Here is a 20,262-nt window from a genome sequence, read left to right as displayed (position 1 = left end):
CCATGTCCGATACGGCCCCGCGAACAGGCGCGGTCGAACACCTGGCCCGGAACGATCGCCTGATCGTTCTGGGAGCGATCTGCCTGATTGTCCTGCTGGCAGGTCTCTATACGATCTATGGCGCGGGCATGCAGATGACCGCCCTGGACATGACCCGCATGGCGCGCCCGATCGGGCAGCCAATGGCGATGGGCGGCGCTCAGCCCTGGACGCCTGCCTATGCCCTGCTGATCTTCCTGATGTGGTGGATCATGATGATCGCGATGATGGTGCCCAGCGCCGCCCCGATGCTGCTGCTGTTCACCGCAGTAAAAAAGGCGGGGGCCGATACCCGACAGGCCCATCGCGACAACTTCCTGTTCCTCTGCGGATATCTTCTGGCCTGGTGCCTGTTTTCCGCGCTGGCAACCGCATTGCAATGGGAACTGGAGCTGGTCGGCCTGTCGAACGGGCCAATGATGACGGTCAGCTCGCGCGCGCTGGCCGGCGGCATGCTGATCGCCGCAGGCCTTTATCAGGTGACGCCACTGAAACAGGCCTGTCTCAGCCATTGCCGATCGCCGGCCAATTTCCTGACCCGCCACAAGCGCAGCGGCGCTCTGGGCGCGCTGACGATGGGGCTGCATCATGGCGCCTATTGCCTGGGATGCTGCTGGGCGCTGATGATCCTCCTCTTCGTCGGAGGTGTCATGAACCTCTATTGGATCGTCGGGTTGGCACTGATCGTCCTGGCAGAGAAATTGCTGCCGCATGCGCGGGCTTTCGCAGCGATCACAGGCAGTCTTATGACCGGTGTCGGCGGCTATGTCCTGATAACCGGGCTTTGACCCCTCGGCCCCTTGCCCAATCCGCAGCGACGGCATTGCATCTTGCCCGGCCCCATGGGTTAAGTGGGGCCGAAAACCAAACCGGGGCCGACAGATGCAGCGCAAACTTCTTCTCATCATTCTCGACGGGGTGCCGTGGCGCAATTGGCGCCGGCTGTTCGGCAATCTGGAAGGTTGGGTCGACAGCGGCGAGGCCCGGGTATGGAAACTGCGCTCGGTGCTGCCCTCGATCTCGGCCTCCTGCTATGCCTCGATCCACACCGGCGTGGCCCCGGCGGAACACGGCTGTACCGGCAATGGCAATGTGTTTCGGCTGCGCCACGGGGATGTGTTTTCCCAGGTGCGCCAGGCGGGCGGCGTGACCGGGGCGGTGGCGCATTCCTTCTGGTCGAGCTTCTTCAACCGCCATCCCTTCGATCTGGTCCGGGACATCGAATATGACGAACCGGAGAGCGAGACGATCAACCACGGGCGGTTCCACACCATGACCGGCTACGGGCTGGTCAACCAGATGACACCCTCGGACGTGGATCTTTTCGCCACGCTGACCAACCTCTGCCAGCGGTTCGATCTGAATTACGGCCTGCTGCATACCTGCACGCTCGACAGCATGGGGCACCGGTTCTTTCACGACTGTCAGGAGATGGATCATGCCTGCGCCATGATGGACGAGATGCTGGCCCCCTTCATCCATCAATGGCGCGCCATGGGATACGAGATCATCGTGACCGCCGATCACGGCCAGGACGAACGCGGCCATCACGGTGGCCGCAGCCCCCTGCAGCAGGAAGCGGCGCTCTATTACTTCGGCCCGGCCGAGGGGCCGGCGGGAGACCAGGTTATCGACCAGTTACAACTGGCCCCCACCATCCTGTCCCGCCTGGGCGCGCCGATTGCCGAGACGATGAAGGCGGAGTCGTTTCTGGGCTGAGCCGCCGTCGGGCAGAAGGCACTGCCGCCGCCCCGGCGGCAGTCACATGCCTGGATCGACCGGTTCGACCATCGGGCCAGCGGCGGCTTTCCACGCCTCCAGTCCGCCCATGTTATAGACCTCACTATAGCCCATCTCTTTCAAAAGCTTGCCAGCAAGGGCCGCACGCCCGCCCGAGGCGCAATGGACCACCACGGGGCGTTCCGGGCTAAGTTCGGGATCGTGGAACGGGCTGGCAGGATCAGCGCGAAACTCCAGCATGCCGCGGGGAATGTGATGCGCCCCAAGCGCATGACCGGCCTTCTGCAGTTCAGGCGCATCACGCACATCCAGCAGCAACGCACCATCGGCCACCAGCGCCTGCGCGCGGGTGCCGTCGATGCGCGGCACCACGGCATTTGCGGCATCCATCAAATCCTGCAAGGTCAGGGCCATTTCGGGTCTCCGTTCTGATCGGAATAGGGTTGAAGATCTCCGGTCTCGCCAAGCTATCATACCACTCCGGTCACGAAAGCACCAAAGATGCGGGCGAAAGACCGTGACAGAGAGATGATGGTACGGGCGGTGGGACTCGAACCCACACGGGACAAAGCCCTTCGGATTTTAAGTCCGATATGTCTACCATTCCATCACGCCCGCGAGGGAAAGCCCGTCTGGTTTAGCCTTCCGCTCTGGCGGGTACAATGTGGTTTTCGACCTTGCCCTGCCTACTCCATCGGGTTGAGCGCGCCGCTTTCCTTCACCGCCTGCATCGCCACGTAGGTCGAGGTGCTGGCGACATACGGCAGGGTCGAGATCTTCTCGGCCAGAACCCGGCGATATTCCGACATCGAATGGGTCCTAACCTTCATCAGATAGTCGAAATTGCCGGCGATCAGATGCACCTGTTCGATCTCGCCTATCTTCGCCACGGCGGCGTTGAAGGCGGCGAGCGCGACTTCGCGCGTGTCGGTCAGCCGCACCTCGACAAAGGCGACATGATCCAGCCCCAGGCGGATCGGATCAATCAGCGCGCGATAGCCGGTAATCACCCCCTCGGCCTCGAGCCGCCTGAGACGCGCCTGGGTCGGAGATTTCGACAAGCCAATCCGACGGGCCAGATCGGCGATGGACAGCCGCCCCTCTTCGGCCAGAACGCTCAGAATCGCGCGGTCGAAACGGTCGAGATCAAGAAAGTCCATTTGCATCAAAATAACCCATATATTCGGTCCATCCGCCTGTAATATCCATATCATTAGGCGAATGACCTTCATAATCGCAGGTATGAAGGCGGAAATCCATCGGAGTTTCCCCATGCCTCTCGCCTATGCCGACATGCGCCGCGCCATCGACGCCCAAACCTATGCCGACCCGCAAGCCGCGCTTGAGCGTCTGACCGCCCAAGCTGCCCTGACCGAAGCCGATCGCGCCGCCATTTGCCAAGCGGCCGCCCAACTGGTTCGCGATATCCGCGCCTCGACCGCGCCTGGGTTGATGGAGGTGTTCCTGGCCGAATATGGCCTGTCCACCGATGAGGGTATCGCGCTGATGTGTCTGGCCGAAGCGCTGCTGCGGGTGCCCGACGCCGAAACCATCGACGCGCTGATCGAGGACAAGATCGCCCCCAGCGACTGGGGCCGGCATCTGGGGCAATCCTCCTCCTCGCTGGTCAATGCCTCGACCTGGGCTCTGATGCTGACCGGCCGGGTGCTGGACGATCGCCGCCCCTCGCCCGTCCGTGCGTTGAAAGGGGCGATCAAACGGCTGGGCGAACCGGTCATCCGCAGCGCCGTGGGCCGCGCGATGAAGGAGATGGGCCGCCAATTCGTGTTGGGCGAGACCATCGGCGGTGCCCTGAAACGGGCCGAGATCATGCAGGCCAAGGGCTTCACCTATTCCTACGACATGCTGGGCGAAGCGGCACGGACCGAGGCGGACGCAGCGCATTACCACCTGTCCTATTCCCGCGCGATCACCGCAATCGCCGAAGCCTGCACCCATGACGATATCCGCGACAACCCGGGTATTTCGGTCAAGCTCTCGGCGCTGCATCCGCGCTATGAGGTGGCGCAGGAAGAGAATGTGATGGAGACCCTGGTGCCCCGGCTCAAGGCGCTGTCGCTGCTGGCCAAGGCCGCCAACATGGGGCTGAATGTCGATGCCGAAGAGGCAGACCGGCTATCCTTGTCGCTTGAGGTGATCGACCGCGTGATGTCCGATCCGGCACTGGCCGGCTGGGACGGCTTCGGCATCGTGGTACAGGCCTACGGGCCGCGCACCTCTTTCGCCATCGACGCGCTCTATGAGATGGCCGAGCGCTATGACCGCAAGATCATGGTGCGCCTGGTCAAGGGTGCCTATTGGGATACCGAGGTCAAGCGCGCCCAGGTGATGGGGATGGAGGGGTTCCCGGTCTTCACCCAAAAGGCGGCGACCGACGTGTCCTATATGGGCAATGCCCGCAAGCTTCTGGGGATGACTGACCGCATCTATCCGCAATTCGCCGGCCACAACGCCCATACGGTCAGCGCGATCCTGCACATGGCAGGCGACAAGCCGTTCGAATTCCAGCGCCTGCACGGCATGGGCGAGACGCTGCACAATCTGGTCAAGGAACGGCACGGCCGCCGTTGCCGCATCTATGCGCCGGTAGGGGCGCATCGCGATCTGCTGGCCTATCTGGTGCGGCGTCTGCTGGAAAACGGTGCGAACTCCTCCTTCGTCAATCAGATCGTCGACGAGAGCGTGCCGCCCGAGGTGGTGGCCGCCGATCCCTTCGAGGCGGTAAAGCAACCGGCAAAGCCGCTCCCCACCGGGACGGAGCTGTTCCTTCCGGAGCGGCGTAATTCCATCGGCTTCGATTTGCGCGACCTACCAACGCTCGACCGGATCGAGATGGCGCGGACACCCTTCGCCACCTATCAGTGGCAGTCCGCCCCCCTTCTGGCGGGTGAAGCAGCGCCAGAGGCGCCGCAACCGGTTGCCAACCCCGCCCTGCCCGGTGATGCTCCTGGCACCGTCGCTTGCGCCAGCGCGCAGGATGTCGAAACCGCGCTGTCCCTGGCGCAGCCCTGGGACGCACCCGCCGAAGAACGTGCCGCCACTCTGAACCGTGCCGCCGACCTTTATGAGAGGCAGTTCGGCGAGATCTTCGCGCTCCTCTCCCGCGAGGCCGGCAAGAGCCTGCCCGACGCAGTGGCCGAACTGCGCGAAGCGGTGGATTTCCTGCGCTACTATTCTGCGCATATCCCCGATGCGGCACCGACCGGCCTCTTCACCTGCATCAGCCCGTGGAATTTCCCGCTGGCGATCTTCACCGGCCAGATCGCCGCAGCGCTCGCCACCGGCAATGCGGTCCTGGCGAAACCGGCAGAGCAAACTCCGCTGATCGCCCATCGCGCGGTTCAACTTCTGCATGAAGCCGGTGTGCCGCGCACCGCGCTGCAACTGCTGCCGGGCTTCGGCAATGTCGGCGCCGCGCTGACCTCGGATCCGCGGGTGGGCGGCGTGGCCTTCACCGGATCGACCGAAACGGCGCTGAAAATCCGTGCCGCCATGGCCGACAACCTGCGCCCCGGCGCGCCGCTGATCGCCGAGACCGGTGGGCTGAATGCGATGATCGTCGATTCCACCGCCCTGCCGGAACAGGCAGTGCAGGCCATCGTCGAAAGCGCCTTCCAATCTGCCGGGCAACGCTGCTCCGCCCTGCGCTGCCTCTATGTGCAGGAGGATATCGCCGACGACCTGCTGACCATGCTGAAAGGCGCGATGGAGGTTCTGCGGCTGGGCGATCCCTGGCAATTGACGACCGATGTCGGCCCGGTGATCGACTTGGAGGCGCTGACTGATATCACCAACCATATCGACCGTGCCCGTGCCGAGGGCCGGGTGCTGAAGGAACTGCCGGTGCCGCAGGGCGGCACCTTCGTATCGCCGACGTTGATCAAGATCGACAGCATCACCGACCTGGAAAAGGAGATCTTTGGCCCGGTCCTGCATGTCGCCCGCTTCCGTGCCGGCGATCTGGACCGCGTCATCGACGAAATCAACACCACCGGATATGGGCTGACCTTCGGGCTGCAAACCCGGATCGACGATCGTGTCCAACATGTGACCGAACGGGTTCATGCCGGCAATATCTACGTCAACCGCAACCAGATCGGCGCTATCGTCGGCAGCCAGCCCTTCGGTGGCGAGGGGTTGAGCGGCACCGGCCCCAAGGCCGGCGGACCGAATTATCTGCCCCGCTTCGCTGCCGCCGACCGGCAGGAGGTAACCGCCGCCTGGGCCGCCGAGATGACGACGCTGCCGGCGCCGGAAGGCGCCAGCGATGGACTATCCCCCACCACCCTGCCCGGGCCGACCGGGGAATCGAACCGGCTGATGCTGGTGCAGCGCCCGCCGGTCCTCTGCCTGGGACCGGGCGAAGCGGCGGCAGAGGCGCAAGCCAAGGCGGTGCTGGCCCTCGGCGGTCAGGCAATCCGCGCCACAGGCCGGGTCGATCCCGCACGGCTGACCGACTACGGCACGCTGGGCGGTGTGATCTGGTGGGGCGACGAGGCGACGGCGCGGACCTATGAACAGGCCCTGTCGAAACGGCCCGGCCCCATCGTGGCGTTGATCCCCGGCCAGCCCGATCTGGCCCGGGCGATGGGCGAACGCCATGTCTGTGTCGACACCACCGCCGCCGGCGGCAATGCCGCGCTTCTGGGCGGGATGAGCTGAGGTCCGGACACCGGAAAATAAAATGGGCGGAGGCAAAACCAGAAATGCCTCCGCCCGACCAAGCTGAAACCACTACCGATGCAATCTTCGAGGTACCCCCTCCGAATTCCTCGAAAACCCTCCAGCTTTCAGCTCAGATTCGCATACTGATCACATCATCAGCCAAGCCGTGCAGGCGAAGAGATAATGTGAACAAACCTCAAACCGCTGAACACACGAATTTCAAACGCATATCTCTTTCCTCCCCACGATCATAGACCCCGCTGAATCTTCGATTAAAAACGGAAAACCCGAAATCCAAATCCAAATCCGCAAAGAGAAAACCATACGCCGCCCAGATTTATTAAATACAGATTCCTCAGACATTTATTCAAGATAATCAAAACATCAAATCAATCTCAACATCCCATTTCCAAAAAACCACAAATAAACATATCGATCTGAATGTATCTTCCAGGCCATAGCCCTCCCCTGTAGGTCGGGCGCTCTTGACGACCGGGTGCGCAGGCCTCAGCTTCGGCCCATGTTTCCGATCCGAGATCACAACCCCTCCGGGCGCACACCCTATGTCGTCTACGCCCTGATCGCGCTCAACGTCGCGATCTTTCTCAGCTATTGGTCGCTACCCGAGCAGGACATCCTGCACCGGGTCTATGCCCCCTATGCGCTGATCCCGGCGCGACTGGACCAGGGGGAAGGATATGCCACGCTGGTCACCTCGTTATTCCTGCATGGCGGCGTCATGCATATCTTCGGCAACATGCTGTTCTTGTGGATCTTCGGTGACAACCTCGAAGACGTGATGGGCCATGTCGGCTTTCTGCTGTTCTATCTCGCCTGCGGGATCGGGGCCGGGCTGGTGCATGTGATGACAGCATCGGGGTCGATGGTCCCCACCGTCGGCGCCTCGGGGGCCATTGCCGGGGTGATGGGCGGGTATCTGCTGCTCTATCCCCGGGCGCGGGTCGATATCCTGATCATCCTGGTGATCTTCTTCCGCATCTTCACCGTGCCGGCCTGGCTGATGCTGGGGTTCTGGGCGGGGATGCAATTTCTTGGCGGGATCGGCGCCGATCCCAATCAGGGCGGCGTCGCCTATTGGGCCCATACCGGCGGTTTCGCGGTCGGGCTGTTGCTGACCCTGCCGATCTGGCTGCGGCGCGGCGCGCATGGCTACTGGTCCCGCCACAGCGGCCGCCCCCCCTATCCGCAGGGGCAGTTCCGCTATGGTCAGAGCCACATTCCCCGCGTCCCGAGGCGAAAATGACCGGGCTGTCCGCGATCCCCGAGATCCGCCTTGCCCGTTGCCATTGCGGCGCCGTCGTGATCGAGGCCTTTCTGCCCGAGGGGCTCGCCTCGGCCCGACGCTGCGACTGTTCGCTCTGCCGCAGGCGTGGCCCCGGCGCCGTCACCGCGCTGACCGCACGGCTCAGGGTGCTGCAGGGGCAGGACAACCTTGGTCTCTACACCTGGGGCACCCATCGGGCGCGCCATTATTTCTGCAAGACCTGCGGGATTTACACACATCATCAACGCCGGTCGAACCCGGCGGAATGCGGCATCAACATCGGGTGTCTCGATGGCATCGACCCGCGCGATTTCAGTGATATTCCCTGGACCGACGGGGTGAACTACCGGCTGGATGGGCCGGATTGATCCCCGCCACCGCCACGCAGGTAAGGCTCAGCCCCGGATCACTTTCGAGAACGCGTTGAAGATCGGCTCGTTGGCGCAGATCACCTCGCGATCTTCCAGGATATCGCCATCCGGGTCGATCGGCTGCACCAGCCCGCCAGCCTCGCGCACCAAGATGACACCGGCAGCCATGTCCCAGGCATTCAGACGGCGTTCCCAGAAACCATCGTAACGACCGGCGGCAACATAGGCCATATCCAGCGCAGCGGCGCCCCAGCGGCGCACGCCGGCACAGGTCGGCAACAGGCGCGCCAAATCCTGCAGCGTCGCCGGCAGATCGGACCGGCCGCCGAAGGGCAGACCGGTGGCAAAGATCGACTCGATCATCCGGTTCCGCCCGGAAACCCGCAGACGGCTTTCGTTCATCCAGGCACCGGCGCCCTTCTCGGCAAAGAACATCTCGTCCTTGGCGGCATCATAGATGACCCCCGCCACGATCTTGCCCTTGTGTTCCAGCGCGATCGAAACCGCCCAATGCGGCAACCCGTGCAGGAAGTTGGTGGTACCGTCCAGCGGATCGACGATCCAGCGCCGGGTCGGATCCTCACCCGGGATTTCGCCCTCCTCCTCGGCCAGCCAGCCGTAGGTCGGGCGCGCGCCCAGAAGTTCCTGCTTGAGGATCGCCTCAGCAGCGATATCGGCCTTGGACACGAAGTCGCCCGCCCCCTTCATCGAGACCTGGAGGTTCTCCACCTCGCGGAAGTCCTTGACCAGCGACCGCCCCGCCTTGCGTGCGGCTTTGATCATGATGTTGAGGTTGGCGCTGCCAATCATGGTTCCGGCTCCTGTATCGGTCGGGTCGCGCATTGCCTCGCGCGCGGCATCTGGGGATCAGATCGCGCGTATACGCGCGTGAAAGCGGCTTGCCAACCGCAAAACACAGCGGAGCAAGCGCATCGGCTGGCCCCTCTTCCGCAACGTCAGCCCCCCAGCTGCCCCGGTCCGGCCCCGGCTCTGCTTGCCAAGCCCGGACATGCCCGGCACCGTGCCGCCACATTCGCGCGAAGAGGAGACGCAGCAATGACAGACCAGATGTACCGTGTGGCGCTGGCCAGCCGCCCCAGCGGCGCCCCCACCACAGAAAACTTCCGCTATGAACCCGTCCCGATGCCGGAACCGGCCGAGGGCGAGGTGCTGGTACGGGTTCATTACATGTCGCTCGACCCCTACATGCGGGGCCGGATGGACGATGCCAAGTCCTATGCCGCCCCGGTGCCGATCGGCGGCACCATGGAGGCCGGCGCGGTAGGCGAGGTGATCGCCTCGAACTCGCCTGCCTTCAAGCCCGGCGATTTCGCCTTCGGCATGTTCGGCTGGGCCACCCATGGCTGCCTGCCGGCCAAGATGCTGCGCAAGATCGACCCGGATCAGGCGCCGATCACCACATCGCTGGGCGTGCTGGGAATGCCGGGCTTCACCGGCTGGCAGGGGCTGATGGAATACGGCCGTCCCAAGGCCGGCGAAACCCTGGTGGTGGCGGCAGCCACCGGGCCGGTGGGCTCGATGGTGGGCCAGGTGGCCCGGCTGATGGGGCTCAGGACCGTGGGCATCGCCGGCGGTGCCGACAAGTGCAGAATGGCGACCGAGACCTTCGGCTTCGACGACTGCCTCGACCACCGCGCCTATGCCACTGCGAAGGATCTGCGCGCCGCCCTGTCCGATGCCTGCCCGGACGGCATCGACATCTATTTCGAAAACGTCGGCGGCAAGGTGCTTGAGGCGGTGATCCCGCTGATGAACAACTTCGGCCGCATTCCGATCTGCGGCATGATCGCCTGGTACGATGCCGGCGGGCTCGGCGCCGGGGCTGCGGCCGAGGGGCTGAGCGCCCCGGCGCTCTGGCGCAATATCCTGGTGAAGTTCCTCTCGGTGAACGGCTTCATCATCTCGAACCACTGGAACCGCTTCCCCACCTTCCTCAACGAGATCGCGCCGAAGGTCGCCAGCGGCGAGATCAAATATGTCGAGGATGTCGCCGAAGGGCTGGAAAACGCGCCCGCGACCTTCATGTCGATGCTGAAGGGTGGCAACCACGGCAAGCAGATCGTCAAGGTGATTTGATCGCCACAAGGGCGGGCGCAGGTCGTCCGCCCCTTTCTGCGGCTCGCCATCGCCCGAAATCCTGCTAAAGTCTGTCGGACAAGTAGGCAGGCGAATACGGATGATCACGCAGAAGACCAAATACGCGCTGAAGGCCCTGATGGTGCTGGCCGACGAGAAGGCCCAGGACGGCGAAGCCCTGAGGATCGAGACCATCGCCCTGCGATCCGGGGCACCGAAGCGGTTTCTGGAGCATATCCTGCTTGACCTCAAGCGCGCCGGGCTGATCGGCAGCCGGCGCGGTCGCAATGGCGGTTACGAGCTGATCAAGGAAGCGCGCAGCGTCTCCCTGGCCGAGGTGCTGCGGCTGATCGACGGCCCGCTGGCGCCGCTGCCCTGCCTGTCGCGCAAGGCCTATCAGCGCTGCGAGGATTGCGCCGACGAAGAGAATTGTCGCGTCCGTGCCGTCTTCGGCGGGTTCTATTGGAGCTATCTGGTGATGATCGAATCCCTGACGCTCGCCGATCTGCAAAAGAACGCCGAGCCGCTGGAACGTTTCGCCCTGCAAAACCTGCCCCCTGAGACGCCGGAGGTCTGAGCCCCCGGCGCCGACCCCTTTCGACCGGGGCACCAGATCAAAACGGGAAGAACAGCGGAAGGATCACCACCGCCACCACTGCAAAGATCAGGTTCAGCGGCAGACCGACCACCAGAAAATCGCGGAACTTATAGCCGCCGGCACCATAGACGAAGGTGTTGGTCTGATAGCCGATCGGCGTGGCGAAACTGGCCGAAGCCGCGAACATCACCGCCATGATGAAGGGCCGCGGGTCCAACCCCAACTGATGTGCCAGCGCGATCACGATAGGCCCGATCAACACTGCCACGGCGTTGTTGCTGACCATCTCGGTCAGCGCCGAGGTCAGCACATAGACCGCCGCCAGGATCGCCACCGGCCCGACGCCTTCGACCAGCCTGACCACCTGTTCGACGATCAGCCGGGCGGCGCCGGTCTGCTCCATCCCCTGGGACAGGCCCAGCATGCCGAAGATCAGGAACAGGATGCGCCAGTCGATGGCGTCGAAGGCATCCTCGGGGTCGATGCAGCGGGTCACCATGACGACCACGGCACCGATGATCGCCAGCCCCGCGATGGGCATCACCCCGAAGGCCGCGAGCAACATCACCCCAAGGATCGTCAGAATGGCGATCGGCGCCTTGGCCCGGCGCACCGGTCGTTCGTTCAGGGCCGAAAGGTTGACGATACCGCCATCCTCGACCAGCCGCGCCAACCCCTCGGGCGGGCCCTCCAGCAGCAACGTATCGGCGAATTGCAGGCGCACATCGTCAATGCTTTCTGACAGTCGGGTATCGTTGCGATGCACGGCCACCACATAGATCCCGTATTTCCGCCTCAGCTTCAGTTCACCCAGCGCGCGACCGCGCAGGTGGGAATTGGGGCCGACGCTGGCCTCCATCGTCACCATGGCATCGGCCGTGACCGGCTCCACCCCCTGATCGGAGATATCGCGGAATTCGACCTGGCCGTTTTCCTTCAGCCCAAGGATTTCGCCGGTGCCGGTTTTCAACACCAGCCTGTCGCCAGCTTCCAGCACCAGACCGGACAACTCCCGCCGCAGCGACCGCTCGCCCCGGATCACATCCAGAACCCGGGTTTCCGCCGTATTGAACGGCAGTTCCTCCAGCCGCTTGCCGATATATCTGGAATCGGCCGGGATCAGCAGCCGCGCCACAAAGCGCCGCCGTCCCCCCTGACCCAGCAACGAGGCGAGCGAGGCGCGATCAGGCAGCAGATATCGCCCAGCGAACAGCATGTAGATCATCCCGACCGTGGCAAAGATCGCCCCCGCACCGGTCATTTCGAACATACCGATCGGCGGCTGGCTGGCGTCACGGGCGACCCCGCTCATCAGAATGTTGGTCGAGGTGCCGACCAGCGTCAGTGTGCCACCGAAGATCGCCGAGAAGGACAAGGGGATCAGAAGCCGCGAGGGGGCCACCCCGACACTGGAGGCGACCGAGATCATCACCGGCGTCAACAGCACGACCACCGGCGTGTTGTTCATCAACGCCGAGGCCACCACCGTGCCGACCATCATGATCAGGATCGCCCTGAGGTAGGACCCGCGCGCCTGGCGGCGCAACAGATCGCCCAAGACCGCCAACACCCCGGTCCGCTCCAGCGCGGCAGAGATGATGAACATCATCGCGATGGTGATCGGCGCGCTGGAGCTGAAGACCTGAAGAAAGCTCTTGGTTTCGATGATACCGGTCGCCAGCAGCACCGCCGAGGCGCCCAGCGCCGTTACCTCGGGCGGATAGATTTCCCGAAAAAAGCTCAGAAAGACGGCCCCCACCAGCAGCAGGACCAAAATCTGTTCAAGCGTCATCGGGTATCCTTTCGCGTCACACCCTCATCTATCCATACAGATATAAACTATATCGACGATCCATTTTATCGTGTTAAATGCGAAATGTGAACGCGACCGGTGACCGCACCGGCTTTAACCAGCCCAGCGTCGGCGCTAAAGCCCCTGCAGCCGGTGCGCTTCGGTTCGGGCCAGGGCGATCAGCTCGCGCATGAAGGGCTTGTCACGGTCGTCGCTGCGCACGGCGGCATAAAGACTGCGGGTCACACCCTCTCTGGTCAGCGGACGGGTTACGTAATCGCTGCTGTACTTCACCTCGCGCACCACCCAGTCGGGCAGGACCGACACACCGCGGTTCGACGCCACCAGCAACAGGATCATCGCCGTCAATTCGACTTGCCGCACTGCGGCGGGCTCAACCTTGGCAGGGATCAGAAGCTGGCTGAAGATATCCAGGCGCGACCGCTCCACCGGATAGGTGATCAGCGTCTGATCGCGAAAATCCTCCGGTTCGATAAACGCTTTCTCGGCCAGCGGGTGACTGGAGGCCGCGACAAAGACCGCTGCATAGTCGAACAGTTCTATGAACTCGACCCCGGGCAACTCTTCCGGATCCGAGGAAACGACAAGATCGACCTCTTCCTTGATCAGCGCCGGCAGGGCGTCGAAGGCCAACCCTGGGCGGATGTCGACATCAACCTCGGGCCAACTTTTCCGGAACGCCTCCAGCACCGGGAACAGCCACTCGAAACAGGCGTGGCATTCGATGGCGATATGCAGCCGCCCGGCCCTCCCGGTCTTCAGCGCCGAGAACTCGGCCTCCATCGCCTCGACCTGAGGCAGGACCTGCTCGGCCAGGCGCAAAAGCCGCAGCCCCGCCGCCGACAATCGCATCGGCCTGGAGCGGCGCACAAAGAGCTCGACCCCGGCCTGATCCTCCAAGCCTTTGATTTGATGGCTTAAAGCACTTTGCGTAATGTTGAGTTGGTCGGCGGCCCGCGCCAAACCGCCATATTCATGGATGGCCTTGATCGTCCGCAGATGACGGAACTCCAGATGCAAACCCACAGTTCAGCTCATATTGTTGTTGAGAATTATGAGTTTGTCTCACAATGCCGAACATGCGACAAGATCGAAAAGACAAAAGGAACCCCACAGATGTCCGCCGCCACTCAGAAAGTGCCCGAAGTTTCTTTCGAATTCTTCCCGCCGCAAACGCTGGAGGCTTCGTTCCGCCTGTGGGATACCATGCAAACGCTGGCGCCCCTGGGCCCGCGGTTCGTGTCGGTGACCTATGGCGCCGGCGGCACCACCCGCGATCTCACCCGCGAGGCCGTGGCCGCCCTGCACAAGTCCTCCGGCCTGAAAGTGGCTGCGCATCTGACCTGCGTGAACGCCACCAAGGAAGAAACCCTGACCATCGCCGAGGATTTCGCCAAAGCCGGCGTGACCGAGATTGTCGCCCTGCGTGGCGATCCGCCCAAGGGAGAAGGCAAGTTCACCCCCTATCCCGGCGGGTTCGCCAATTCGGTGGAACTGATCGAAGCGCTCGCCGCCACCGGCCAGTTCAGCATCCGCGTCGGCTGCTATCCGGATACCCACCCCGAGGCCGCCAGTGCGGCTGCCGATGTCGACTGGCTGAAGCGCAAGCTTGACGCCGGCGCGGACGAGGCGCTGAGCCAGTTCTTCTTCGAGGCGGAAACCTTCTTCCGCTTCCGCGATGCCTGCGAGAAGGCCGGCATCGACGGCGCCAAGCTGACCCCTGGGATCCTGCCGATCGAGAACTGGAAGGGCGCGCGCAACTTCGCCCGCCGCTGCGGCACCAATATCCCGCAGTGGGTCGAAGAGGCCTTCGACAAAGCCGTTCGCGACGGGCGCGAGGATCTGCTGGCCACCGCCCTGTGCACCGAGCTGTGCAGCGATCTGCTGGCCGGCGGCGTCGACCGGCTGCACTTTTATACGTTGAACCGCCCCGAACTGACTCGCGATGTCTGCCACGCGCTCGGGGTCGCGCCGAAAACCGGCCTGCAGAACGTGGCGTAACGGCTTGCCCCTTGACGCCGGGCTGCTAGCGTCCCGGCGTCAAGAGGAGGACGCACGCATGGCATTTGCCGAAAGTCTGGATGATCTGCTCAGCCCCGAGGAGCTCTCGAAGATGTCGGGGCTGGAGTTCATGGAAGGCATGCGAGACGGTCGCCTGCCAGCCCCGCCGATCTCGAGAACACTGGGCTATACCCTGCACGAGATCGAAAAGGGCCGCGTGGTGTTTCGCGGCACCCCGAAATTCGCCTTTACCAACCCGCTCGGCACTGTGCATGGCGGCTGGTACGGCACGCTGCTGGACAGTTCGATGGCCTGCGCGGTGCAGACGATGGTGGAGCGCGGCGCCACCTACACGACGCTGGAATACAAGATCAACATCCTGCGCTCGATCCCGCTGGGCACCGAAGTCGATTGCATCGGCATCGCCGATCACGTCGGCCGATCCACCGGGGTGGCGCATGGGGAAATCCGCGGCGTTACCGATGGCAAGCTTTACGCCACCGGATCAACGACCTGCATCGTGATGCGCCTGCCCGGCTGAGCCCACGCCCGACACCCCAAGAGCTGCGCCCCGGATCACAGGGCGCGGTCGATCTTGGTGCTCAGGTGAATGAGGCTTTCCAGGCTCCTCACTCCTTTCGCCTCGCCAATTCGATCCAGCGTCTGATCCAGCGCCACAGTGGTCTCGGCGGCGATCTGAACCATGAAATCGAACCGCCCCGAGGTCGTATGCACGGTTTCGACAGCCGGCAGGCTGCGCAACCGCGCCAGCACCGCCGGGCCATTGCGCGGCTCGATCGAGATCAGCACCGTCGCCCGCAGCGGCGGCCGGCAGACAGGTGAGGCGCGCAACGTATAGCCGGCAATGACATCGGCACGCTCCAACCGGTCGATCCGCGCCTGCACCGTGGTGCGCGCCAACCCCAATTGCCGGGCCAGATCGGTCACCGACATCCGCGCATTTTCGCGCAACAGCCCAAGCAACCTGCGGTCCATCTGGTCAATCTGATCAATCATTACGACAATCCGCCAAAAACTATTGGTCATTTTGTCAGAATGACGCATGAATTCTGCCGAAGACAAGGCCAGCCTGGGAAAAACACATGCGAGGCATCCCGATGAAGCACCTGGCCACCCCTTGGGCGGATCCCGAAACCTATCTGAAGCGCATGCAGCCCGATCACCCGGTGCTGTTTCTGTCACCTGCCGTCCTGCAGGGCACCGCGCGACGGTTCCAGACAGGCTTTCCCGGGCTGGTCAGCTATGCGGTCAAGGCTAACGAACGGGCCGAGGTTCTGGCCAATCTCGATGCCGCCGGGCTGGCCGCCTTCGATGTCGCCTCCCCCGCCGAGATGCGGGCTGTGCGGGCAATCAATGCGGCGGCGGTGCTGCATTACAACAACCCGGTCCGCAGCCCGGCCGAGATCGCCACCGGCGTCGACATCGGCGTCGAAAGCTGGGCCGTCGATCATCCAAGCGAGTTGAAGAAGCTGGACAAGGTACCACGCAGCGCCGAAGTGACAGTGCGCTTTGCCCTGCCTGTTGCCGGTGCGGCCTATGATTTCGGCGAGAAATTCGGCGCGCCCCCCGATCAGGCCGTGACCTTGCTGAAGGAAGTGGCCGCGGCGGGTTGGAAGCCCGCGCTCGGGTTCCATCCCGGCACCCAATGCGAGGATCCGCAGGCCTGGGCCGCCTATATCACCGAAGCCGCCCGCATCGCCGGCCGGGCCGAGGTGCGGATCGGGCGGCTGAACGTGGGCGGCGGCTTTCCGGCCCATCGCGCCGGAGAAGCCCCCGACCTGACCGGTATTTTCCAGACCATCGGAACCACCGCGGCGCGAGCCTTCTCCAACACGCGCCCGCAACTGGTCTGCGAACCCGGTCGCGCCATGGTGTCCGAGGCCTTCACCCTGGCGACCCGGGTCAAGTCGCAGCGCGACGACGGACGCACCATCTACCTGAACGACGGGATATATGGCGGGCTGGTAGATCTGCGCGACATCGGACTGCCGGGGCGGGTTCGGGCGATCAGCCCCGATGGCAAGCCGCGCAGTGGCCGCCGGGTCGCCCGTCGGGTCTTCGGGCCCACCTGCGACAGTCTCGACCGGCTGCCCGACGGGCTACCCCTGCCATCGGACACCGCCCCGGGGGATTACATCCTCTTCGACGCGATGGGGGCCTATTCGATCGCCCTGTCGACCGGTTTCAACGGATATGGCGTGCGCAATGTCGTGACCGTGCTGGGGCTGGCTGGACATTCCCGCGAGGGAGATTAGGCTTCCCCCCAAAAGCTGTCAAAGCAGGGGGCGCGCCATGGAAAAATTCGGGAAAAGCCAGCCTGTCACGCGGGTCGAAGATATTCGCCTGCTGACCGGGTATGGTCGGTATATCGACGATATCGTGCCCGAAGGCGCGCTTTACGCCCATCTGTTGCGCTCACCGGTGGCGCATGGGGTGATCCGCCATCTCGATGTCGCCGACGCGCGCGAGGCCGACGGCGTGCATCTGGTCCTGACGGGCGCGGATCTCGAGACCGCCGGCATCACCGCCAGCATGGCCGGCGTGCTGGTGGACAATCGCGACGGGTCGAAAGGCGCCGATCCGCACCGCCCGGTGCTGGCCGGGGACAAGGTCACCCATGTGGGTGAGCCCATGGTGCTGATCGTGGCCGAGACGCTGACCCAGGCGCGCGACGCCTCGGAGATGATCGAATTCGATATCGACGATCTGCCCGCCAAGCTCGACCTTGCCCGCGGGGGCGAGACGATCCACCCCGAAGCCCCCGATAATCTGGCCTTCGACTGGGGACTGGGGGACGAGGCCGCGACCGAGGCGGCCTTTGCCACCGCCGCCCATGTGGTCAGCCTCGAAGTCGGCGACAACCGGATCATCGTCAACCCGATGGAGCCGCGCGGCTGTTATGCCGAATGGGACGGGGAGCGGCTGCATCTGGCCTTTGGCGGCCAGGGGGTCTGGGGCATGAAGGGCGAACTGGCGCGGCTGCTGAACCTCGACAAGGAGGCGGTGCGGGTCACCACCCCCGATGTCGGCGGTGGTTTCGGCATGAAGGCCGCGCCCTACCCCGAATATTTCGCCGTGGCCCAGGCGGCGCGTATGCTGGGCCGCCCGGTGCGCTGGATGGCCGACCGGACCGAGAGCATGCTGTCGGACCACGGCGGTCGCGATCTGGTCTCGGTCGCCGAACTGGCCTTCGACAAGGATCACAAGATCACCGCCTATCGGGTCAGGACCCGCTGCAACCTTGGCGCCTATAACTCCAACTTCGGGCAGGCGATCCAGACGCGGCTGTTCTCACGCGTGCTGATGGGGGTCTATGACGTGCAGACCACCTGGTTGCAGGTGGAAGGATATTACACCAACACCACCCAGGTCGACGCCTATCGCGGCGCTGGCCGGCCCGAGGCGATCTATGTGCTGGAGCGGGTGATGGACCGGGCCGCGCGCGAATTGGGCGCAGTTCCTTGGGAGCTGCGACGCAAGAACTTCATCCGCCCCGAAAGCTTTCCCTATACCTCCGCCACCGGGGAAACCTATGACGTCGGCGATTTCGACAAGGTATTGGGCCGCGCCCATGCCGAAGCCGATGCCGACGGTTTCGCGGCGCGCCGGGCTGCGGACGCGGCACGCGGGCTGCTGCGCGGCCAGGGCATCTGCTATTACATCGAAAGCATCCTCGGCGATCCGAGCGAAGGCGCCAAGGTCGAATTCTGCGACGATGGCACTGTGAACCTCTATGTCGGCACCCAGTCGAACGGCCAGGGGCACGAGACGGTCTATGCCCAGTTCCTGTCGGATCAGACCGGCATCCCGGCACATCTGATCCATGTGGTGCAGGGCGACAGCGACCGCATCGCCAAGGGCGGCGGCACCGGCGGATCGCGATCCGTCACCACCCAGAGCACGGCGACGCTCGCCACCGTCGATACGATGATCGCGGCCTTCACCCCCTATCTCGCCGACAAGATGGGGGTCGAGCCCGAGGCGATCAGCTTCGATGACGAACGCTTTCGTGCGCCGGGGTCAAACCTGACGCCCACGATCCTGGAGGCGGCGCAGATGGTGCGGGCGGACGGCCGCGCCGATCTGCTGACCCATGAGGCCCGCGCGACCCTGCCCGGCCGGTCCTATCCCAACGGCTGCCATGTGGCCGAGGTGGTGATCGACCCCGAGACCGGCAAGGCGATTATCGACCGCTATACCGTGGTCGATGACTTCGGCAATCTGATCAACCCGCTGCTGGCCGAAGGTCAGGTGCATGGCGGTGTCGTCCAGGGGCTGGGCCAGGTCTTTGCCGAACATGTGGTCTATGACGAGGACGGCCAGCTCCTGACCGCCAGCTTCATGGACTACGCCCTGCCCCGGGCCGGGGATGTGCCGATGATCGGCTTCACCTCGGAACCGGTTCCCTCCACCGCCAACCTGATGGGAATGAAGGGCTGTGGCGAGGCCGGCACGGTCGGGTCGATGGCCGCGGCGGCCAATGCGGTGCAGGATGCGCTTTGGTCCGCCGGCGTGCGGCAGGCCGACATGCCGTTCACGCCCCTGAAACTCTGGGAGCTGATCCGCGATGGTGCTGCAACGGCTGCGTAGCCGGGTTCTCGGCTGGTTCGCCCGGCCGTTCCGGTCTGAACACTCTGCCGAAACCCTCCACCGCGGGCTGCAGGCGCATGTCATCATCCTGGATGGCACCCTGTCGACGCTGGAACCGGGGTATGAGACCCACGCCGGCATGACCTATCGGCTCTGCCGCGAGATGGGGGCGCGGGTTTCGGTCTATTACGAGGCCGGAGTGCAATGGCCCAACTGGCGCGCCACCGCAGATGTGGTGATGGGGCGCGGCATCAACCGGCAGATCCGCCGTGCCTACGGCTATCTCGCGTCGCGCTATCGCCCAGGCGACCGGATTTATCTGATCGGCTATTCCCGTGGCGCCTATGCGGTGCGCTCGCTCGCCGGTGTGATCGACCGGGTCGGACTGCTGCGCGCCGATTGCGCGACCGAGCGCAATATCCGGACCGCCTATCGCCTCTATCAGGACGGGGACGGCAGCCGGGCGCTGCACGACTTTGCCAGTGTCCATTGCCATCCCGAGGTGGGGATCGAGATGGTCGGCGTCTGGGACACGGTCAAGGCGCTGGGGCTGCGGCTGCCTCTGTTGTGGATGCTGACCGAGGAACGACATGCCTTTCACAGCCATCACCTCGGCCCGTCGATCCGCAACGGCTTTCATGCACTGGCCCTCGATGAAACACGCGAAGTCTTCGAACCGGTGATGTGGGACTGCCCCCAAGGCTGGGATGGTCATATCGAACAGGTCTGGTTCCGCGGCACCCATGGCGATATCGGCGGCCAGCTCGGCGGCTATGAACCGGCGCGACCGCTGGCGAATATTTCGCTGATCTGGATGCTGGAACAGGCCGAGGCCTGTGGCCTGCCGCTGCCGGCAGGTTGGAAACTGCGGTTCTACACCGATGCCGCCGCCCCCTCCGTGGGGACCTGGCGCGGCTGGGGCAAGCTGTTCCTGCTGCGCAAACGTCGCGTGGTTGGGCATGACCCGTCAGAGCGGCTGCACGAAAGCGTTGCCCGCGCCGCCGCCTGATCCGTCACGGGC

Annotated in this window: 18 protein-coding genes and 1 tRNA gene; 12 read left to right on the top strand and 7 right to left on the bottom strand. The window is 64.1% G+C overall.

Features of this window, described 5'->3' with window-relative positions; genetic code table 11:
* Nucleotides 1-2 precede the first annotated feature (2 nt).
* Nucleotides 3-827 carry a DUF2182 domain-containing protein gene (locus G455_RS0109740; RefSeq protein WP_028093536.1) on the top strand — a complete coding sequence of 275 codons (825 nt, stop codon included), beginning with the start codon at nt 3-5 and terminating at the stop codon, nt 825-827.
* Between the two features lie 94 nt (nt 828-921).
* Nucleotides 922-1,758 carry an alkaline phosphatase family protein gene (locus tag G455_RS0109735; protein ID WP_028093535.1) on the top strand — a complete coding sequence of 279 codons (837 nt, stop codon included), beginning with the start codon at nt 922-924 and terminating at the stop codon, nt 1,756-1,758.
* A 42-nt stretch (nt 1,759-1,800) separates the two neighbouring features.
* Here G455_RS0109735 and G455_RS0109730 read toward each other — a convergent pair whose 3' ends face one another.
* From G455_RS0109730 to G455_RS0109720, 3 genes are all read right to left on the bottom strand, one after another.
* On the bottom strand, nt 1,801-2,193 hold the full coding sequence (locus G455_RS0109730) for a rhodanese-like domain-containing protein (RefSeq protein WP_028093534.1): 393 nt from the start codon (nt 2,191-2,193) through the stop codon (nt 1,801-1,803).
* Between the two features lie 118 nt (nt 2,194-2,311).
* Nucleotides 2,312-2,397: transfer RNA gene (locus G455_RS0109725), tRNA-Leu, on the bottom strand.
* Between the two features lie 68 nt (nt 2,398-2,465).
* Nucleotides 2,466-2,945, bottom strand: coding sequence for an Lrp/AsnC family transcriptional regulator (locus G455_RS0109720; protein WP_028093533.1), 480 nt, complete (start codon nt 2,943-2,945; stop codon nt 2,466-2,468).
* A 106-nt stretch (nt 2,946-3,051) separates the two neighbouring features.
* Here G455_RS0109720 and putA point away from each other — a divergent pair, with 106 nt between their 5' ends.
* From putA to G455_RS0109705, 3 genes are all read left to right on the top strand, one after another.
* Nucleotides 3,052-6,462, top strand: a complete 3,411-nt coding sequence (gene putA, locus G455_RS0109715; RefSeq protein ID WP_028093532.1) for a bifunctional proline dehydrogenase/L-glutamate gamma-semialdehyde dehydrogenase PutA — start codon at nt 3,052-3,054, stop codon at nt 6,460-6,462.
* A gap of 523 nt (nt 6,463-6,985) precedes the next feature.
* Entirely contained in the window at nt 6,986-7,729 is a 744-nt protein-coding gene (locus G455_RS0109710; protein ID WP_028093531.1) for a rhomboid family intramembrane serine protease, read from the top strand.
* Entirely contained in the window at nt 7,726-8,118 is a 393-nt protein-coding gene (locus tag G455_RS0109705; RefSeq protein WP_051312337.1) for a GFA family protein, read from the top strand. The genes G455_RS0109710 and G455_RS0109705 overlap by 4 nt, the downstream gene beginning before the upstream one ends.
* Before the next feature lie 27 nt (nt 8,119-8,145).
* Here G455_RS0109705 and G455_RS0109700 read toward each other — a convergent pair whose 3' ends face one another.
* Complete coding sequence (locus G455_RS0109700) at nt 8,146-8,931, bottom strand: inositol monophosphatase family protein (RefSeq protein ID WP_028093529.1); 786 nt, start codon at nt 8,929-8,931, stop codon at nt 8,146-8,148.
* Between the two features lie 246 nt (nt 8,932-9,177).
* Here G455_RS0109700 and G455_RS0109695 point away from each other — a divergent pair, with 246 nt between their 5' ends.
* Nucleotides 9,178-10,218 carry an NADP-dependent oxidoreductase gene (locus G455_RS0109695; protein ID WP_028093528.1) on the top strand — a complete coding sequence of 347 codons (1,041 nt, stop codon included), beginning with the start codon at nt 9,178-9,180 and terminating at the stop codon, nt 10,216-10,218.
* A 100-nt stretch (nt 10,219-10,318) separates the two neighbouring features.
* Complete coding sequence (locus G455_RS23730) at nt 10,319-10,795, top strand: RrF2 family transcriptional regulator (RefSeq protein ID WP_035366539.1); 477 nt, start codon at nt 10,319-10,321, stop codon at nt 10,793-10,795.
* A 37-nt stretch (nt 10,796-10,832) separates the two neighbouring features.
* Here G455_RS23730 and G455_RS0109685 read toward each other — a convergent pair whose 3' ends face one another.
* Nucleotides 10,833-12,608, bottom strand: coding sequence for an SLC13 family permease (locus G455_RS0109685; protein WP_028093527.1), 1,776 nt, complete (start codon nt 12,606-12,608; stop codon nt 10,833-10,835).
* 135 nt (nt 12,609-12,743) lie between these two features.
* A complete protein-coding gene (locus G455_RS0109680; protein ID WP_028093526.1) occupies nt 12,744-13,649 on the bottom strand; it encodes a LysR family transcriptional regulator in 906 nt (301 codons plus the stop codon).
* A gap of 96 nt (nt 13,650-13,745) precedes the next feature.
* On the opposite strand from G455_RS0109680, the gene metF reads away from it, so the two are divergent.
* Complete coding sequence (gene metF, locus G455_RS0109675) at nt 13,746-14,630, top strand: methylenetetrahydrofolate reductase [NAD(P)H] (RefSeq protein ID WP_028093525.1); 885 nt, start codon at nt 13,746-13,748, stop codon at nt 14,628-14,630.
* Between the two features lie 58 nt (nt 14,631-14,688).
* Nucleotides 14,689-15,171 (top strand): PaaI family thioesterase, encoded by a 483-nt coding sequence (locus G455_RS0109670; protein ID WP_028093524.1) that lies wholly within the window; start codon nt 14,689-14,691, stop codon nt 15,169-15,171.
* A 35-nt stretch (nt 15,172-15,206) separates the two neighbouring features.
* Here the strand turns inward: G455_RS0109670 and G455_RS0109665 are convergent, their stop codons facing one another.
* A complete protein-coding gene (locus tag G455_RS0109665; protein WP_035366535.1) occupies nt 15,207-15,647 on the bottom strand; it encodes an Lrp/AsnC family transcriptional regulator in 441 nt (146 codons plus the stop codon).
* Between the two features lie 101 nt (nt 15,648-15,748).
* On the opposite strand from G455_RS0109665, the gene G455_RS0109660 reads away from it, so the two are divergent.
* Genes G455_RS0109660 through G455_RS23725 form a run of 3 tightly spaced genes read left to right on the top strand, consistent with a single transcriptional unit; the run spans nt 15,749 to nt 20,250 of the window.
* Nucleotides 15,749-16,906 (top strand): type III PLP-dependent enzyme, encoded by a 1,158-nt coding sequence (locus G455_RS0109660; RefSeq protein ID WP_028093522.1) that lies wholly within the window; start codon nt 15,749-15,751, stop codon nt 16,904-16,906.
* A gap of 37 nt (nt 16,907-16,943) precedes the next feature.
* On the top strand, nt 16,944-19,241 hold the full coding sequence (locus G455_RS0109655; RefSeq protein ID WP_028093521.1) for a xanthine dehydrogenase family protein molybdopterin-binding subunit: 2,298 nt from the start codon (nt 16,944-16,946) through the stop codon (nt 19,239-19,241).
* Nucleotides 19,219-20,250 carry a DUF2235 domain-containing protein gene (locus G455_RS23725; protein WP_051312335.1) on the top strand — a complete coding sequence of 344 codons (1,032 nt, stop codon included), beginning with the start codon at nt 19,219-19,221 and terminating at the stop codon, nt 20,248-20,250. Before G455_RS0109655 ends, G455_RS23725 begins: the two co-directional genes overlap by 23 nt.
* Nucleotides 20,251-20,262: the final 12 nt, after the last annotated feature.

The sequence above is a fragment of the Pseudodonghicola xiamenensis DSM 18339 genome (assembly GCF_000429365.1).
Taxonomy (GTDB): domain Bacteria; phylum Pseudomonadota; class Alphaproteobacteria; order Rhodobacterales; family Rhodobacteraceae; genus Pseudodonghicola; species Pseudodonghicola xiamenensis.
This window is presented reverse-complemented; position numbering and strand designations above follow the sequence as displayed.

Bases quoted from the DNA above. Each gene is read 5' to 3' on its own strand.
- G455_RS0109740 (WP_028093536.1), top strand. From the start codon at position 3: ATGTCCGATACGGCCCCGCGAACAGGCGCGGTCGAACACCTGGCCCGG.
- G455_RS0109735 (WP_028093535.1), top strand. From the start codon at position 922: ATGCAGCGCAAACTTCTTCTCATCATTCTCGACGGGGTGCCGTGGCGC.
- G455_RS0109730 (WP_028093534.1), bottom strand. From the start codon at position 2,193: ATGGCCCTGACCTTGCAGGATTTGATGGATGCCGCAAATGCCGTGGTG.
- G455_RS0109720 (WP_028093533.1), bottom strand. From the start codon at position 2,945: ATGCAAATGGACTTTCTTGATCTCGACCGTTTCGACCGCGCGATTCTG.
- putA (WP_028093532.1), top strand. From the start codon at position 3,052: ATGCCTCTCGCCTATGCCGACATGCGCCGCGCCATCGACGCCCAAACC.
- G455_RS0109710 (WP_028093531.1), top strand. From the start codon at position 6,986: ATGTTTCCGATCCGAGATCACAACCCCTCCGGGCGCACACCCTATGTC.
- G455_RS0109705 (WP_051312337.1), top strand. From the start codon at position 7,726: ATGACCGGGCTGTCCGCGATCCCCGAGATCCGCCTTGCCCGTTGCCAT.
- G455_RS0109700 (WP_028093529.1), bottom strand. From the start codon at position 8,931: ATGATTGGCAGCGCCAACCTCAACATCATGATCAAAGCCGCACGCAAG.
- G455_RS0109695 (WP_028093528.1), top strand. From the start codon at position 9,178: ATGACAGACCAGATGTACCGTGTGGCGCTGGCCAGCCGCCCCAGCGGC.
- G455_RS23730 (WP_035366539.1), top strand. From the start codon at position 10,319: ATGATCACGCAGAAGACCAAATACGCGCTGAAGGCCCTGATGGTGCTG.
- G455_RS0109685 (WP_028093527.1), bottom strand. From the start codon at position 12,608: ATGACGCTTGAACAGATTTTGGTCCTGCTGCTGGTGGGGGCCGTCTTT.
- metF (WP_028093525.1), top strand. From the start codon at position 13,746: ATGTCCGCCGCCACTCAGAAAGTGCCCGAAGTTTCTTTCGAATTCTTC.
- G455_RS0109670 (WP_028093524.1), top strand. From the start codon at position 14,689: ATGGCATTTGCCGAAAGTCTGGATGATCTGCTCAGCCCCGAGGAGCTC.
- G455_RS0109665 (WP_035366535.1), bottom strand. From the start codon at position 15,647: ATGATTGATCAGATTGACCAGATGGACCGCAGGTTGCTTGGGCTGTTG.
- G455_RS0109660 (WP_028093522.1), top strand. From the start codon at position 15,749: ATGAAGCACCTGGCCACCCCTTGGGCGGATCCCGAAACCTATCTGAAG.
- G455_RS0109655 (WP_028093521.1), top strand. From the start codon at position 16,944: ATGGAAAAATTCGGGAAAAGCCAGCCTGTCACGCGGGTCGAAGATATT.
- G455_RS23725 (WP_051312335.1), top strand. From the start codon at position 19,219: ATGGTGCTGCAACGGCTGCGTAGCCGGGTTCTCGGCTGGTTCGCCCGG.